The organism is Cupriavidus sp. 01L45 (assembly GCF_056399885.1).
This window is the reverse complement of record NZ_JBFTSG010000066.1, coordinates 33,431-48,990: the sequence shown is the minus strand read 5'-3', so window position 1 is coordinate 48,990 and position 15,560 is coordinate 33,431. Positions and strand designations below refer to the sequence as shown.

The following is a 15,560-nucleotide window of genomic DNA, read 5'->3' as shown; positions in this document are numbered from 1 at the left end:
GACCGTGAAACGACTCCACGCCGATGATAGTGCGGATACCCGTGTGAAAGTAGGTAATCGCCAGGCTCTCCCTTGAAACCCCCCAGTACGAAAGTACTGGGGGGTTTTGCTTTTGCGGCTTCGTTTACGCTGATCGGTACACTTGTGCCCGATTCGTGATCACAGGCAAGAAATAGTGCCGGATACGCCGGGTATCGTTCGCATCGCGGATGGCTCGACCGCGTGTAGTTCAAATCCTTTCCGCCGCCAGCAGCGTGGCGGACCCCCCCTTGCCTGGCGCTGCGTCAGTTGGTCATGTCCGGAATGTCTCCGCCGTCTCTTCGGCGGCCTTGCGCAGATCGGGGACGAAGGCCAGCAGGTCGTCGAGCGTAAGCCGCCCGACCGGCGCCTGCACCGCGATCGCGGCGCAGGCACGATTGCGATCCAGCATGACCGGCACCGCAATCGCGATCAACCCCTGCAGATGCTCCTGGTCGTTGATGGCCAGCATGCGCTTGCGTGTCGTCGCAAGTTCCTTACGCAACGCTTCGCGATCGATGATGGTCCGCTCCGAATACGCGTGTAGCGGCAATGTATCGACCATGCGGTCGCGTCTTTCCTTCGGCAGGAAGCTGAGCAGGACTTTGCCGCTTGCCGAGCAATGTAGCGGCACATGCGAGCCCGGCTGCAAGTGCATGCGCAACGGCCATTCAGTTTCGACCCGGTCGATGTACACCACGTCGTTCCCGGAGAGCATCGTCAGATTGCACGTCTCGCCGATCTTAGTCACCAGTTGTTCGAGCAGCGCGTGACGCGCCGCGGCCGGACCTGCGTGCATCAGGACGTTCACCGCCAGGGCGCGCACCCGCGGTGAGCACTCATAGAGCCGGTCGCCCGCACCCCGCGTGACCAGCCATGCGTCCATCAGTTGCACCAGTATGCGGTGCACCGTCTGTTTAGGTAAGCCGAGCGCCTCGACGAGTTCCGTCATGGCAAGCGGACGCCCGGCCTGCGCCAGCGTCTCTAGCACGCGAAAGGCGCGGACCGCCGCAGCATTCGATTGGTTGGATCTTGTCATGCTGGCTCCTGACAGCAGTACTTCCGCTTCCCCACATGCATCGACTTTATCGTTTTTCGGGACAGATTGGAGTCCCGAAATCTGCATTTTTCCACTCTGAAGCGTACGCAGCGAAGGATAGCGCGAAAAACGGGACATCCTGGCGCGATGGTTTGATTAGATTGGGTCGAAAGCAGTCGTGGACGCCATGGCTCTGGCTGCAAAAATTGACATCACGAAAAAGGAGGAAACAGGAAAAAGGAATCTGAAAAAAGACAAGAACGGCGTTGCAAGACTGGTGGTTTCAATTCCAGTGGTTCTTTGGAATGCGTGAAAGTCGGCATAGATTCGACCATTCATATAATTAATTAAAATGGTGAGAGAGACATGAAAAAAATATTCAAAGTCAGGCACATGATATTGGGGCTGATGTGTCTGATGTATTTCATCGCCTATATTGACCGTGTCAATATATCAATTATCGCCCCATTCCTCAAAGATGAGATGGCGCTTACGCCGACTCAACTGGGGCTCGTCTTTTCAGCCTTTGCCTATCCCTACGCCGCCATGCAGATACTGGGCGGCTGGTTCGCCGACAAGTATGGACCGAGGCTGGTGCTGACCATACTCACCAGCATTTGGGCGATTGCGACGATCCTTTGCGGCTTTTCCTGGGGCCTCGGATCGCTGATCATGTTCCGGATCCTGCTTGGCATCGGTGAAGGTGGCGCATTCCCGGCAGCAACGCGCTCCTTCACATACTGGATGCCGGCCACGGAACGCGGCTTCGCCCAGGGTATCACGCATAGCTTCGCGCGCCTGGGTGGCGCCGTTACTCCGCCGATTGTGCTGGTCATTGTCGCCGCCTACGGCTGGCGCGAATCGTTCGTGATTCTCGGTGTGGTCAGCCTGATCTGGACCTGTCTCTATGTCTGGCTGTTCCGCAATACGCCGCTGGAGCACAAATGGGTCCAACCCGCAGAGTTGAAGGAGATCGGCGTCAATTCACGCGAGTTGAAGAAGGCAGCAGCAGGAAAAACGCCATGGAAGCAGATGTTCAGGCGCATGTGGCTGGTGACGTTCGTGGACTTTTGCTACGGATGGTCGCTCTGGGTGTTCCTGACGTGGCTGCCCTCCTACCTGAAGGATGCGCGTGGATTTGACGTAAAGCAGCTGGCATTGTTCACGGCGCTGCCACTGCTTGCCGGCGTGGTTGGCGACACCCTCGGTGGCGTCATCTCAGACATCATCTACAAGAAGACCGGAAACCTCAAGCTGGCCCGGCGTGCATTGCTGTTCGTCGGGCTGGCCGGTTCCCTGGTATTTATCGTACCGGCGATCTATACCCAGAGCCCGCTGACGGCGGTGATGCTGCTCGCAGCATCTTTCTTCTTCCTTGAACTGACCAATGCCGTCTTGTGGAGCCTGCCGCTCGATATTGCCGGAAAGTTTGCGGGAACCGCTGGCGGAATGATGAACACAGGCTTCGGCGTGGCAGGAATGATCTCGCCCGCTTTGTTCGGTTTCCTGATCCAGAAAACGGGAAGCTATGAACTGCCATTCCTGATTTCGGCCGGATTCTTGGGGCTCGCGGCAATCTGTTCGTTACGGATCGATCCGACAAACAAGATCGAGGATGAGCAGGAAGACGCGCTGTCGCTGGGTGGGTCCGGACTAGGGACTGCGCATTGAAATTTGCCTTTCCCTTGGCAGGGGAAGGCCCCGGTTTTGGCAGTGACAGCACCACGAATGACAAATGAACGGAGAGACAGAATGTCAATGGAAACGTGCGCGAACACCCATGCGTCGGCAGAGGGCGAAGTGATTTCCAAACTGATCAGGAAGGCAAGGGCGGCGCAGCGCAGCTACGAGCGCTATTCGCAGGCACAAGTGGACGAGGTGGTCACCGCGGCGGGATGGGCGATCGTGCATCCCGAGCATAATCGTATCCTGGCCGAGATGGCGGTGCGCGACACCGGGCTCGGCAACGTCCCCGACAAGATCCAGAAGAACTACCGAAAGACGTTGGGGCTGCTACGCGACCTGAAACATGCGAAGACAGTCGGCATCATCGCCGAGTATCCGGAGCGCGGACTGGTGGAGATTGCCCGTCCCGTCGGCGTGGTAGCCGCGATTACCCCTTCCACCAATCCGGCGGCGACACCCGCCAACAAGATCATCAATGCGCTGAAGGGGCGCAATGCGGTCATCGTCGCGCCCTCTCCAAAGGGACTTTCCACTTGCGCCGCCCTGGTGGCTTACATTCACGCGGAGCTGGATAAGCTCGGCGTGCCGCTGGACCTGGTCCAGTATCTGCCCGGACCGATTACCAAGCAGGCAACCCAGGAGCTGATGCGCCAGGCGGACCTGGTGGTCGCGACAGGCTCGCAGAACAATATCCGGTCCGCTTATGCGAGCGGATCGCCAGCATTCGGAGTCGGTGCGGGCAACGTTGCCTCGATCATCGATACCTCTGCAAGTCTTGGTGAAGCGGCGCAAATGATTGCCAGTTCGAAGACGTTCGACAATGCGACGAGCTGCTCGTCCGAAAACAGCGTGGTCATCCTCGACACGGTCTATGACGCGGCGCTGGCGGCGCTGACCGATGCCGGCGGCACGCTGCTGAACACGGAAGAGAAGTGCCGGTTGCAGGAGACGATGTGGCCGAGGGGAAAGCTGGATTCCGCCGTGACCGCGCAGTCCGCGCCCAGGATCGCGGCGCTGGCTGGCCTGGAGCGGCCGGGCGTGACGCAAGCGAAATTCCTGATGGTGGAGGAAGTTGGTGCCGGTCCGGAGTATCCATATTCGGGTGAAAAGCTCTCTCCCGTGCTGACCGTCTATCGCGCTCGCGACTTTGATCACGCTTGCGCGATAGTCAACGATATCTATGGCTATCTGGGGGCGGGCCATTCGGTGGGAATTCATACAGCGGATGATGACCATATCCTGCACCTGGGAAATGCGCTTCCAGTCTGCCGGGTCATCGTCAATCAGGCGCATTGCTTTGCGACCGGCGGCAGTTTCGAGAACGGTTTGCCATTCTCGCTTTCCATGGGATGCGGCACATGGGGTGGCAATAATTTCTCGGAAAATATGAACTACAGGAACTTCCTCAACATCACGCATATCGTGCGAAAGCTCAAGGAACAGGTTCCCTCCGAGGAAGAATTATTTGGTGAGTACCTGCGCAAGCACGGCTAATCGATCCGTTGCGAATCAGTCGTAAAGCCATATAAGTCTTTTACTGCTTGAACGTGAGGAATATAGACATGCTGCGCACCATTCGAGAATATGTCGACTTTCAGGCCGCCGAACGACCGGAAGCGATTTACCTGATTGCACCGGAACCTGACCTGAGCATGACGTTCGCCGGCTTGCGGAGTGCCTCTCGCGAGCTGGCACGCTTTCTTCTCGGCCAGGGTATTCGGAAGGGCGACACGGTGGCGATGCTGATGCACAACGGCTACCAGACCTGCCGCCTGTTCATTGGCGTCATGTATGGCGGGTTTTGCGCGACGCCGCTGAATCTGCTCGCGCACCCGTCGCAGCTCGAGTACGTGCTGAATCACAGCGACGCCAGGATCGTATTCGTCGCGCCCGACCAGCTGGAGCGTCTGAATGCTGCGCTGGCCAATGTGACGCGGGATATCCAGGTCGTGCTGTGCGATGTCGATGCGCGGGAATGCATCCCGGTGCCGGACGAGGAGGTGGAGCTGCCACCCGTGGGCGAAGAGGATGACGCACTGATGATGTACACGTCCGGCACGACCGGCAAGCCAAAGGGGGTCGTGCTGGCAAACCGGTCCATCGTGTCGGGTGGACAGTTCGTATCGGCAGCCCACGAACTCGCGGCCCAAGACAGGGTGCTGGCGGTTTTGCCCCTCTACCACATCAATGCCCAGATTGTGACCGCGACATCGCCGCTAATTCATGGCGGGAGCCTGGTTCTGCCGCATCGATTTCGGGTCTCCGGCTTCTGGGAGCTGGTGGCGCGGCATCGATGCACCTGGATCAATGTAGTGCCGACCATGATTTCCTACCTGTTGAATGGTGCGGGTCCGGCGCGGGATGGGCTGGATCTCAGCCGGGTCCGCTTCTGCCGTTCTGCTTCCGCTCCGCTGCCGCCCAGCCAGCATCGTGCCTTTGAAGACGCATTCAGGATCGGCGTGATCGAGACGATGGGGCTCACGGAAACCGCCGCGCCATGCTTTACCAATCCGCTAGAGCCTTCACAGCGCAAGATCGGCAGTCCTGGGCGGGCCTTTGGCAATGAGGTCACGATTGTCAATGCGGAGGGAAATGTGGTCGCTTCGGGTGAAGCGGGCGAGATCCTGGTGCGTGGCCCGAACGTCATGAAGGGCTATTACAAGAGTCCGGAAGAAACCGCCACGACGCTGACGGCGGATGGCTGGCTTCATACGGGAGATCTTGGATACCTGGACGCGGATGGATTTGTCTTCGTCACCGGCCGGATCAAGGAGCTCATCATCAAGGGGGGTGAGAACATTGCGCCTCGCGAGATAGACGAGGCATTGCTCAAGCATCCGGCTGTGCTGGAGGCCGCGGTGGTGGGCGTTCCGGACGAGCACTACGGCCAGGAGTTGATGGCGTGCATCGTGTTCAAACCTGGAGAGCGATGCACGGAGGACGAACTGAGATCGTTTTGCCGGAACGAACTGGGCGCTTACAAGACACCCAGGTCATTCCGCTTTGTCGACGAACTGCCCAAGGGACCGTCCGGCAAGGTGCAGCGGCTGAAACTCCTCGGCATGGAGGAGATCCCCGCGTAGCGCGCGTCCAGCCTCGGCCGTGCCGGACCGCGTGCAGTGCCCGGTTGGTGAGCTGGCGGGTTGGCGGATAGCGGCGGGCGGCGAAAGCCGCTCGCATGCGCCTGCCGTCCAATGGAGGCTCAGAAGGGCTTCGTGGGCAGATACTTCCCGTCGAGAGTGATCACGGCGCGGTGACCGCCGTCCGGGTCCTCGACCTTCTGGATGTCCAGCCTGAAGTTGATGGCGCTGATGATGCCGTCGCCGAACTTCTCGTGCACCAGGGCCTTGAGCGTCGAACCATAGATCTGCACGATTTCATAGAACCGGTAGATGGTCGGGTCGGTCGGCACGCCGCCCGGAATGCTGCCGCGCAGCGGGATGGTCTGCAGCAGGCGCGCGGCATCCTCACCCAGTTCGAGCTTGTCGGCAACCGAATTGGCGACGTGTTCAGGCAGCGGATGCTGGCCCAGGAGGGCGGCCGTCACATAGGCGAGGGTCAGGCCGGAGCCTTCGTTGAGATCTTCGAATGTAAGGTCCTTGCGCGTCTTGGCGTCGATGATGGCATCGGTCAGGGCCTGGCGGTTGGTCTGGCTGTATTGCGACTGGGGCATGAAAGACTCCTTGGGGGGAATATACGCTCAGGCAGCAATGCCGAGCCTGGTTGGGGTTGCGCAGACATGCGGATGGTCCGCAAGGGCGACGAAGTGGTTCGTGGTGCCGTCCAGGGCGGCGATCGAGCCGGTTTCGATGTCGTACACCCAGCCGTGAAGCTGCAGGCGCCCTTGCTCGAGCGCGAGGGCAACGGACGGATGGGTCTTGATGTTGGCGAGTTGCGCGATGACGTTCTCGCGCACCATCGAGTCGACACGCGCGCGCGGCGATGCGTGCTCGCGCGCCTCGTTGACGGACTTGGCGGCATCGCAGTGACGCAGCCAGCCGGCGACGGCCGGCATGTGATCCAGGCATTGGCAGGTGGCAATCGCGGTCATGGCGCCGCAATCCGAGTGGCCGCAGATCACCACGTCCGTGACGCCAAGCCCCGCGACCGCGTACTCGACGCTGGCGGAAACGCCGCCGGGCTGCGTGCCGTATGACGGCACCACGTTGCCGGCGTTGCGGATCACGAACAGGTCGCCAGGCTCGCGTTGGGTCAGCAGTTCGGGTACGACCCGGCTGTCGGAGCAGGCGATGAACAACGTGCGCGGATTCTGGCTCGTGGCCAGGCGCTTGAAGAGTTCGGAGCGTTTCGGGAACTCTTCGCGCTGGAACTTCAGGAATCCGTCAATGAGGTCTTGCATCGCTTTGCTCCATCGTTGTGGGTGGTGAACCGATGGGAGAATCATGGACGAATTTTTCTATAGGGTCCAAGACCGGTTTATTATGCTTTCCATAGAAAACACCAATAGTTAAATCCCATGCTGCTGCGTCATATCCGTTACTTCCTTGCCGTGGCCGACAGCGGCAACTTCACGCGAGCCGCCGAACTGCTGCACGTTTCCCAGCCGACGTTGTCGCAGCAGATCAGGCAGCTTGAGGAAACCCTGGGCGTGCAACTCTTCGACCGGTCCGGACGCAGCATCAGGACCACGGATGCCGGCCAGGCGTACCTGCTCTATGCGCGCCGAGCGCTGCAGGACCTGGAAGCTGGGTCGCGGGCTATCCACGATGTGCGCGACCTGACGCGCGGCACCTTGCGCCTGGCGATGACGCCCACCTTCGCGCCCTATCTGGTCGGCCCGCTGGTCATGGGATTCAACGAGAAGTATCCCGGCGTCACGCTGCGCTTGCTGGAAATACCACAGGAGCAGATCGAGCAACTGCTGGCCGCCGACAACCTGGATGTCGGGATCGCCTTCGAGGACGTGCATCTGCCGGACATCGAAGCGCAGACCTTGATGCAGGAGCGGCTCGCACTGGTGGTGGGCACGACGCACCGCTTTGCCAGACGGCGAGCGGCGCTGACACTGAAGGAACTGGAGGGTGAGCCGATGGCGTTGCTCACCATGGAGTTTGCAACGCGCCGCTATATCGATCGCTACTTTGGCGGGCAGGGTGTTCCCCCGCGAATCGCATTTGAGGCGAACTCTGTCAACGCCGTGATCGAGGCAGTGCGCCGAGGCCGGTTGATGACGGTGTTGCCCGCTGCCATCGTTGAAGACAACAGCGAGCTTTGCAGGCTCAAGGTGGAGCCGCCGCTGCCGCCCCGGGGAGCCGCATTGCTCCAGCGCAAGGGCGCATACCGGACCGCGGCCGCGCGGGCCTTTTCCGACTTTGCACAAGTCGCATGCGGCGCCGGCGGGCGCAACCTGCGTTGATCTGTCCGAGCTATCTCTCCAACGAAATTCAGATTCAGGACACTGGCGAGCCCGGCCTTCGAGACATCGGATGAAGGCTGGGCACTCCCTGCCCATGGCCATCGCCTTTCGTGGCTGTCCGCCATCAGGCATTGTTCATTCCGGTTCCGGCACAGCTGATCGCAAGGGCTCGGCGTTCGTCAAAATAGCACGCAAGACGCTGCGTCTGCTCCGCAGTAAATAGCGGTCTTCTGCTCCTGTTTTTCCTTGCTGCGCTGCGGCAACATCTCTCTAAGCCAATGCCGTCGGTTGACCCGGCGACTCCCGGACCCACCGGGACAAAGACATTGCGCGACATTCGAAGAATCCGTTCCATGCGCGGTTCGCGCGGCCACGCGCTCGCGCCCATTCCTGTGGCCGCCGCGCGTGTCCTTAGCGCGCATCGTCGGCGCCAGAGAAACTGTCTCACTCATGACGTATCAGCTATTTTCACTGGACGGGTGTCCGGCCTGTGCCGCGCTTGAGCTATTCGTGCGGGACGCCGGTCTCGCCTATGACCGCATCGTGCTGGCGTCACCACGCCATGCCGCCGACGTGCTGGTTCTGCTTTCCGGATCCGATCCGCGTTGCCCGGCCTTGAGCCTTGGCGAGAAGACAGCAACTGGCCTCGCGGCTTGCCTGGAGCTTCTCGGTCAGCGCCACGCCGAAGGCGGATCGCTTGCAAATCTGGCATTTCATGGAACTGGCAATGCACTGGTTGACGGCGTGCTTAGCGGCCGTGTGCTGATGGCCAGAAACGAGCGGGCGTTCTCGCTTGCGCTTGGCGCGTTGCATGACGCTATCCGGGATTGGACCTCCGCCATGCCGGACGCACTGCGCCGCGCCGGCCTGTTCGTGCCGTATCTGGACCTGAGGATCGCGAATGGACTGTCTGGCGGGAAGGTCAGGCTTGCAGGTGTGTTCGGCGCTGACGAAAGCGTGCTGGAGGCAATGGTCTATCGCTTGCCGGCCGGATTTGAAGTCGCTTACCTGGACCGGATAAGGCGAGGGCGGAGCTGGGTCTATTGGGAGGGAGGCGACAGCATGCTCGGGGACCGGGCGGCGCGCTTGCACAATTCCCGTAACTGGTCCGCCGCCCTGAGCAAAGCGGCGGCCGGCAGTCTGTTTATCTAGAGGGTCATTTGTCCGTTGGGACGCGCGCGGCGCGTGGCCGGATCGCGGGAGAAGCGATCCGGCCACGGACCCGCTAGTCGCGCAGGCGCGCCCGTTCCGGCGACATATCCATCGGCATCATGTTGACGTTGGCGTTGTGCATGACCCACAACGATCCCGCGACGATGATGGCGATAAGCGCCCCGGTGCAGATGAAGATCGCCGTGTTCTGGCGCTGGTCGGCAGACGTGCCGATGTGCAGGAAGAAAACCAGCTGCACCACCAGCTGGGCGATGCAGAGCACCACGATGGCGGCGAGGCCCATGCCTTTGGGCACGAGCCCTTCCATCACCGCGCCGAACGACGCCAGGGTGAGCACCAGCGACAGCGCAAAGCCGATCACATAGCCTTTCATGCTGCCGTGCGCCGCGTGAGCCGCGGATCCGGTGGGGAGGTGGGCGGTCTTCATACAAACTCTCGCAGGTAGACAAAGGTAAACACGCAGATCCAGATCAGGTCCAGGAAGTGCCAGAACAGGCTGAGGCAGGCCAGCCGGCGCCGGGTCACGCCATCCAGACCGAAGCATTTGACCTGGTGCATCATGACCAGGATCCACAGCAGGCCGCAGGTCACATGCAGGCCGTGGGTACCCACCAGGGAAAAGTAGGAAGACAGGAACGCGCTGACGCCCGGCCCCGCGCCGGCATGAAGCAGCTCGGCGAACTCGTACAGCTCCATGGCGATGAAGGCCGCGCCGAGCAGGAACGTGACGCCCAGCCACTGGATGACCTGACGCTCCCGCCCGGCCTGCATGTTCAGCATGGCCACGCCGAAGGTGAAGCTGCTGACCAGCAGCAGCATCGTTTCCCCGAGCACGAACGGCAGCTCGAACAGGTCCCTGCCGCTCGGGCCGCCGGCCGTGTTGCCGGCGAGTACCCCGAAGGTAGCGAACAGCACTGCGAAGATCAGGCAGTCGCTCATCAGGTAGATCCAGAACCCTAGCGTGGTCTTCGTTCCGTCGTCGTGCCCGACATGTTCGTGCGCGTTGTGAATGACTGTGTAGCTCATGGGTCAAGCCGCCTTGCGTAGCTGCGCATAGCGCGAGTTTTCGATGCGTTCGACTTCGGCCGCGGGGACGTAGTAGTCCACGTCGCGGTCGTAGGTCCGTGCGATGAAGGTGCCGATGATGCCCAGCAGGCCAAGGCCCGCGAGCGCCCACATATGCCATACAAGGGCGAAGCAGAGCACCAGGCCGAACGCCGAGACGATCACGCCCGCGCTGGTATTCCTGGGCATATGGATGTCTTCATAGTGGCCTGGCCGGACATAGGCACGGCCCGCTTCCTTGTCGTCCCAGTGCTGCTCCAGCGAGGTGATGTGCGGCACATGGGCAAAGTTGTAGAAGGGCGCGGGCGAGGCGGTGGCCCACTCCAGGCTGCGGCCATCCCAGGGATCGCCGGTGAGATCGCGGTTGTTCTTGCGGTCGCGCACGCTGACGGCCAGTTGGACAAGCAGGGCGACGATGCCGGCGCCGATGATGACGGCACCGCATAGCGCGACGATCAGGTAAGGCTGCCAGTCCGCGTGCGTGTAGTGATTCATGCGGCGGGTCATGCCCTTGAAGCCGAGCACGTAGAGCGGCATGAAGGCCAGGTAGAAACCAACCAGCCAGCACCAGAACGAGATCTTGCCCCAGCGCTCGTTCAGGGTGAAGCCGAACACCTTGGGGAACCAGAAGCTCATCGCGGCCAGGCAGCCGAAGATCACGCCGCCGATAATCACGTTGTGGAAGTGAGCGACCAGGAACAGGCTGTTATGCAGCACGAAATCGGCGCCGGGCACAGCCAGCAGCACACCCGTCATGCCGCCGACGGCAAAGGTGACCATGAAGCCGATTGTCCACAGCGTCGATGAGTGGTAGCGGATGCGGCCGCGGTACATCGTGAACAGCCAGTTGAACAGCTTCACCCCGGTCGGGATCGAGATGATGGACGTCATGATCCCGAAGAAGGCATTGACGTTGGCGCCTGAGCCCATTGTGAAGAAGTGATGCAGCCAGACGAAGAACGACAGGATGCCGATCGACGAGGTGGCGTACACCATCGACTTGTAGCCAAACAGCGGTTTGCCGGAGAAGGTCGAGATGATCTCGGAGAAGGCCCCGAAGCACGGCAGGATCAGGATGTAGACCTCGGGGTGTCCCCAGATCCAGATCAGGTTGACGTACATCATGGCGTTGCCGCCAAGCTCATTGGTGAAGAAATGCATGCCCAGGTACCGGTCGGCGGTGAGCAGGGCGAGCGTGGCGGTCAGGACGGGGAAAACGGCAACGATCAGGATGTTGGTGATCAGCGCGGTCCAGGTGAACACCGGCATCTTCATCAGGGTCAGGCCCGGCGCACGCATGCGCAGGATGGTGACGATGAAGTTGATGCCGGTGAGCGTTGTCCCCAATCCCGATATCTGCAATGACCATATGTAGTAGTCGACCCCCACCGTTGGGCTGTATCCCAGCCCGGATAACGGCGGATAGGCGACCCAGCCGGTGGCGGCAAAGTCGCCGACGAACATCGACAGCATGACCAGCACCGCGCCCACCGCCGAGAGCCAGAAGCTGAGCGAGTTGACGAACGGATAGGCCACGTCGCGGGCGCCGATCTGCAGCGGCACGATGACATTCATCAGGCCGAGGATGAACGGCGTCGCCACGAAGAAGATCATGATCACGCCATGCGCGGTGAAGATCTGGTCGTAGTGRTGCGGWGGCAGGTAGCCGGCCGCATCGCCCACGGCGATCGCCTGCTGCACGCGCATCATGATGGCGTCGGCGAAGCCGCGCAGCAGCATGACCAGCGCCATGATGATGTACATCACGCCGATGCGCTTGTGGTCGACCGAGCAGATCCACTCGGTCCACAGGTACTTCCATTTGCCGAAATAGGTAACGGCGCCGATCAGCGCGGCACCGAGCAGGAGGACGGCGACCAGCGTACCCATGATGATGGGTTCATGGTACGGGATCGCATCGATGTTTAATTTTCCGAACATGGATCAGTGCTCCGTGGCCGCGGCGTGGTTGTGTTGCATGTGTTGCGTAGGTTGCGGATTCATTGGCTTCATGGGTTGGCGGCCAGCGGGGGGCTTTGGGCTGTGCAGACTTCTCCGCGCACATCGCCACGCGCATCGCCATGCATGTATTTGTTGACGATGCCCTGGAACAGGTCTGGCGCGACGCTCGCGTAGGTGGTCACCGGCGTTTTGGTGCTCGGGAGCTCCAGCGTGCGGTAGGCCTTCTCGTCCAGTACCAGCGGCGATTTCCTGGCTTGCTGGACCCAGGCGTCGAACTCTTCGCGCGAGGTGGCCACAGTGTCGAAATGCATGTCGGAGAATCCGGGGCCGCTGTAGGCCGCGGATAGCCCCGCGTAGATGCCGGGCGTGTCGGCGATCAGGTGGAGCTTGGTTTCCATGCCGGCCATGGCGTAGACCTGGCTGCCGAGCTGTGGGATGAACAGGGAGTTCATCATCGATTCCRCGGTGATCTTGAAATTGATCGGCGTATGGACCGGGATCGGCAAGCGGTTGACCGAGGCGATGCCGTAATCCGGGTAGATGAACAGCCATTTCCAGTTCAGGGCCACGGCCTCGACGCGCACGGGCTTGACCGTCGACTCCAGCGGCCGGTAAGGATCGAGCGAATGGGTGGTGCGCCAGATAAGAACCGCCAGGGCGGCCACGATCACGCACGGAATGGTCCAGATGACCACCTCGATGCTGGTGGAGTGGGCCCACTTGGGCGCATAGGTTGCTTTGGTATTGGACGCGCGATAGCGCCAGCCGAAATAGAGCGTCAGGAAAATGACGGGAATGACGACCAGCAGCATCAGGAACAGCGACACCAGGATCAGGGTCTTTTCCTGGTGCCCGATGTCGCCCTTCGGCGATAGCAGCTCTAGCTGGCAGCCGCTGAGCAGGAACATGGCTCCGGCACCCAGGAGCAGCCCCGCGCAGCGCAGCGAGCCCTTGCCTGTGTTGTTCAGCCTGTGCCTGTTGTTGGAATCGCGCCGGACAGCATGGCTTGCGCCGGCCAATAAGTTACGCATAAGACATACCTTGGTTATGCATCACATAACCGGCGCACGCGTCGAGACCGCCTGCCACAGCACGCTGGAAACCATTGCGAGAAAGGGAAATCCGCCCGGACGGCGGGAAACGCATACAAAGCGTTAAATGTATGGATTTGTGTGATGCTGCGGCGCATGATAATGTAAGACAAAGGCCATACATCAAGGAAAATGCGTCAAACGGAATCCATACAAGGCGAAGTGGCCGGACCTGACTGGTCGACCGCCTTCGTGCGCGGCGAGGGTGCGCGCTACCAGCAGATCGTTGGCTTCATAGAGCGCGCGGTGGGGGAAGGGCAGTTGAACCCGGGGGACCGCCTGCCGCCGCAACGCACCCTGGCCGGGCAGCTCGGGGTGGATCTCACCACGGTGACGCGGGCCTTCACCGAGGCCAAGCGGCGCAACCTGATCGAGGCGCGCGGGGCGCTGGGCACGTTCGTCGCCGCGCCGAAGGTCGAACTGGCGCAGATGGTCGACCTGAGCATGAACGTGCCGCCGCCCCCTGCCGGCGTGGACTTCCATGACATGTTGCAGCGCGGCTTGTCGCAGGTGTTGTTGCGGTCCGATGCGCACCTGCTGATGACCTACCAGCTCGGTGGCGGCAGCAAAGCGGACCGGGCCGCCGGTGCCATGTGGCTGAAGCCGATGCTGGAACCGGTCAGCCCGCAACAACTGATTGCCTGCCCCGGCGCCCAGGCCGCGCTGGCGGCGCTGATCCTCACGCTCACGCAGCCCGGCGAGGCGATCATCGCGGAGCCGCTGATCTATCCGGGTTTGCGCGCGGCGGCCGAACAGCTCGGGAGGCGCGTAGTGACCGTGGCCTCCGATGACGAAGGAATGCGGCCCGATGCGCTGGAGCAAGCATGCCGCGAGCATGGCGCGCGCGCGATCTACCTGAACCCGACCATCCAGAATCCGACCGCGCGGACCATGCCCGGGCATCGCCGCCGCGATCTCGCGCTGGCTGCGCAAACGTGCGGCGCCTGGATCATCGAAGACGATCCTTACTGGCTGCTCGGCAGCAATGCACCGCCGCCTGTGGCCCACTTTGCGCCGGGCCAGGTCTACTACGTCTCCACGCTATCGAAATGCCTGAGTCCGGGACTGCGGACCGCCTACATCCGCTTGCCCGATGCGCGCAGCCGGGCGGGCGTGCTGGCCGCGCTGCGCTCCTTTGCGCTGATGTCGACGCCATTGTCGACCGCGCTGGCCACACAGTGGATTCATGAAGGCTCCGCAGCCCAGCTGCTGGCCGGGATCCGCGCGGAAGCGTTCGCGCGGCGGGAGCTTGCACGGCAGTTGCTGTCGAGCGTGGACCAGGCGCCGCCCAGCGGCATACATGTCTGGCATCAGTTGCCGAGTTACTGGACGTCCCAGGCGCTGACGCAGGCCGCGCGGGCTGAGGATTTGCGGGTCACCGCCTCTGAAGCGTTTTATTCCGGGTCCATGCCGCCCAACGCGATCCGTATCTCGCTGGGCGGTGTCGAAGCGCGCTCTCACCTCGCGGCTGCATTGAAAAAACTGGCCGAGTTATTGGTGCGCAAGCCGCAGATGTCCGGGGAGATCGTGGTTTAATCAAAAAAGCCGCCCGCGGGCGGCTTTCTTACATACAAGAATTGCGCGGCATTACGGCTTGGGTATGTTCGGAAAGAGCCGATCGATCAAAACCTGCGCGTCCCCTACGGTAACGATGGCCAAGGCACTGGCCAGCTCTTCTTCCGGCCAGCGGAATTTCTCTACATAGATCGCTACTGCCGTCACAATCGCCGCCTTCACCATAGGCTCCAGCGGATGCCTGGCCGGATGATTGAAACAGCTTTGATTGGCGACCCAGCGCCCGCAGCCGTGATCCGCAATTTCCARCGCGCGGCTAACGAAGCCTTCGTCTTTGATTCCTCGGTCCAATTTGATCTCCATGCCCCTGTTGGGGAGAAATAGGCTGCAAAGGCGAATTCACCAATTTAAAGGCGCGCTTCCCGTGCCTTTTGCCTCTGCCTGGCTGACTGCCAATTGTGGTGATAGCGATCAATAAGGCAGTCTGCCGTGATTAATAGCATGGAGGCCTATTCGATAGATATAGGACAAGTATGAATCTACGCGGAAACTGCTTAAAAAGCGCGGTGCAGCTAATAAGAATAAGCGCTTTTTGGCTGATCTCCTCCGATGGCATTTTGCTCAACGGAAAATT

At 61.1% G+C, this 15,560-nt stretch carries 15 protein-coding genes; 7 read left to right on the top strand and 8 right to left on the bottom strand.

Annotation, left to right across the window (positions count from 1 at the left end; genetic code table 11):
* Nucleotides 1-292 precede the first annotated feature (292 nt).
* On the bottom strand, nucleotides 293-1,057 hold the full coding sequence (locus AC1DT6_RS34355) for an IclR family transcriptional regulator (RefSeq protein ID WP_045242725.1): 765 nt from the start codon (nucleotides 1,055-1,057) through the stop codon (nucleotides 293-295).
* A gap of 178 nt (nucleotides 1,058-1,235) precedes the next feature.
* Between AC1DT6_RS34355 and AC1DT6_RS34350 the strand changes: the two genes are divergently transcribed.
* The 4 genes from AC1DT6_RS34350 to AC1DT6_RS34335 all read left to right on the top strand — a co-directional run bounded on the left by AC1DT6_RS34350 (nucleotide 1,236) and on the right by AC1DT6_RS34335 (nucleotide 5,826).
* The gene (locus tag AC1DT6_RS34350; RefSeq protein ID WP_441631848.1) at nucleotides 1,236-1,370 is read left to right on the top strand and encodes a hypothetical protein; all 135 of its coding nucleotides are present in this window, start codon (nucleotides 1,236-1,238) and stop codon (nucleotides 1,368-1,370) included.
* 53 nt (nucleotides 1,371-1,423) lie between these two features.
* The gene (locus AC1DT6_RS34345) at nucleotides 1,424-2,728 is read left to right on the top strand and encodes an MFS transporter (RefSeq protein ID WP_441631846.1); all 1,305 of its coding nucleotides are present in this window, start codon (nucleotides 1,424-1,426) and stop codon (nucleotides 2,726-2,728) included.
* 81 nt (nucleotides 2,729-2,809) lie between these two features.
* On the top strand, nucleotides 2,810-4,237 hold the full coding sequence (gene sauS, locus AC1DT6_RS34340; RefSeq protein WP_441631844.1) for an acylating sulfoacetaldehyde dehydrogenase: 1,428 nt from the start codon (nucleotides 2,810-2,812) through the stop codon (nucleotides 4,235-4,237).
* A 68-nt stretch (nucleotides 4,238-4,305) separates the two neighbouring features.
* A complete protein-coding gene (locus AC1DT6_RS34335) occupies nucleotides 4,306-5,826 on the top strand; it encodes an AMP-binding protein (RefSeq protein WP_441631843.1) in 1,521 nt (506 codons plus the stop codon).
* Nucleotides 5,827-5,945: 119 nt separating this feature from the next.
* On the opposite strand, the gene cynS is transcribed toward AC1DT6_RS34335, so the two are convergent.
* Nucleotides 5,946-6,416, bottom strand: coding sequence for a cyanase (gene cynS / locus AC1DT6_RS34330; protein WP_276285879.1), 471 nt, complete (start codon nucleotides 6,414-6,416; stop codon nucleotides 5,946-5,948).
* Nucleotides 6,417-6,443: 27 nt separating this feature from the next.
* Nucleotides 6,444-7,103: a carbonic anhydrase gene (locus tag AC1DT6_RS34325; RefSeq protein ID WP_441631841.1), complete on the bottom strand. Its 660-nt coding sequence runs from the start codon at nucleotides 7,101-7,103 to the stop codon at nucleotides 6,444-6,446.
* 117 nt (nucleotides 7,104-7,220) lie between these two features.
* Here AC1DT6_RS34325 and cynR point away from each other — a divergent pair, with 117 nt between their 5' ends.
* Complete coding sequence (gene cynR, locus AC1DT6_RS34320; RefSeq protein WP_441631839.1) at nucleotides 7,221-8,120, top strand: transcriptional regulator CynR; 900 nt, start codon at nucleotides 7,221-7,223, stop codon at nucleotides 8,118-8,120.
* 450 nt (nucleotides 8,121-8,570) lie between these two features.
* Nucleotides 8,571-9,272 (top strand): hypothetical protein, encoded by a 702-nt coding sequence (locus tag AC1DT6_RS34315; RefSeq protein WP_441631837.1) that lies wholly within the window; start codon nucleotides 8,571-8,573, stop codon nucleotides 9,270-9,272.
* Between the two features lie 73 nt (nucleotides 9,273-9,345).
* Here AC1DT6_RS34315 and cyoD read toward each other — a convergent pair whose 3' ends face one another.
* From cyoD to cyoA, 4 genes are all read right to left on the bottom strand, one after another.
* A complete protein-coding gene (gene cyoD, locus AC1DT6_RS34310) occupies nucleotides 9,346-9,720 on the bottom strand; it encodes a cytochrome o ubiquinol oxidase subunit IV (protein ID WP_045242733.1) in 375 nt (124 codons plus the stop codon).
* A complete protein-coding gene (gene cyoC / locus AC1DT6_RS34305; protein ID WP_045242734.1) occupies nucleotides 9,717-10,319 on the bottom strand; it encodes a cytochrome o ubiquinol oxidase subunit III in 603 nt (200 codons plus the stop codon). Before cyoC ends, cyoD begins: the two co-directional genes overlap by 4 nt.
* A gap of 3 nt (nucleotides 10,320-10,322) precedes the next feature.
* Nucleotides 10,323-12,299, bottom strand: coding sequence for a cytochrome o ubiquinol oxidase subunit I (cyoB, locus tag AC1DT6_RS34300; RefSeq protein WP_441631834.1), 1,977 nt, complete (start codon nucleotides 12,297-12,299; stop codon nucleotides 10,323-10,325).
* Between the two features lie 68 nt (nucleotides 12,300-12,367).
* Nucleotides 12,368-13,228: a ubiquinol oxidase subunit II gene (gene cyoA / locus AC1DT6_RS34295; protein ID WP_477115335.1), complete on the bottom strand. Its 861-nt coding sequence runs from the start codon at nucleotides 13,226-13,228 to the stop codon at nucleotides 12,368-12,370.
* Between the two features lie 315 nt (nucleotides 13,229-13,543).
* Here cyoA and AC1DT6_RS34290 point away from each other — a divergent pair, with 315 nt between their 5' ends.
* On the top strand, nucleotides 13,544-14,947 hold the full coding sequence (locus AC1DT6_RS34290) for an aminotransferase-like domain-containing protein (RefSeq protein WP_441631832.1): 1,404 nt from the start codon (nucleotides 13,544-13,546) through the stop codon (nucleotides 14,945-14,947).
* A 51-nt stretch (nucleotides 14,948-14,998) separates the two neighbouring features.
* Here the strand turns inward: AC1DT6_RS34290 and AC1DT6_RS34285 are convergent, their stop codons facing one another.
* On the bottom strand, nucleotides 14,999-15,289 hold the full coding sequence (locus AC1DT6_RS34285) for a hypothetical protein (RefSeq protein ID WP_441631830.1): 291 nt from the start codon (nucleotides 15,287-15,289) through the stop codon (nucleotides 14,999-15,001).
* Between the last annotated feature and the right edge of the window lie 271 nt (nucleotides 15,290-15,560).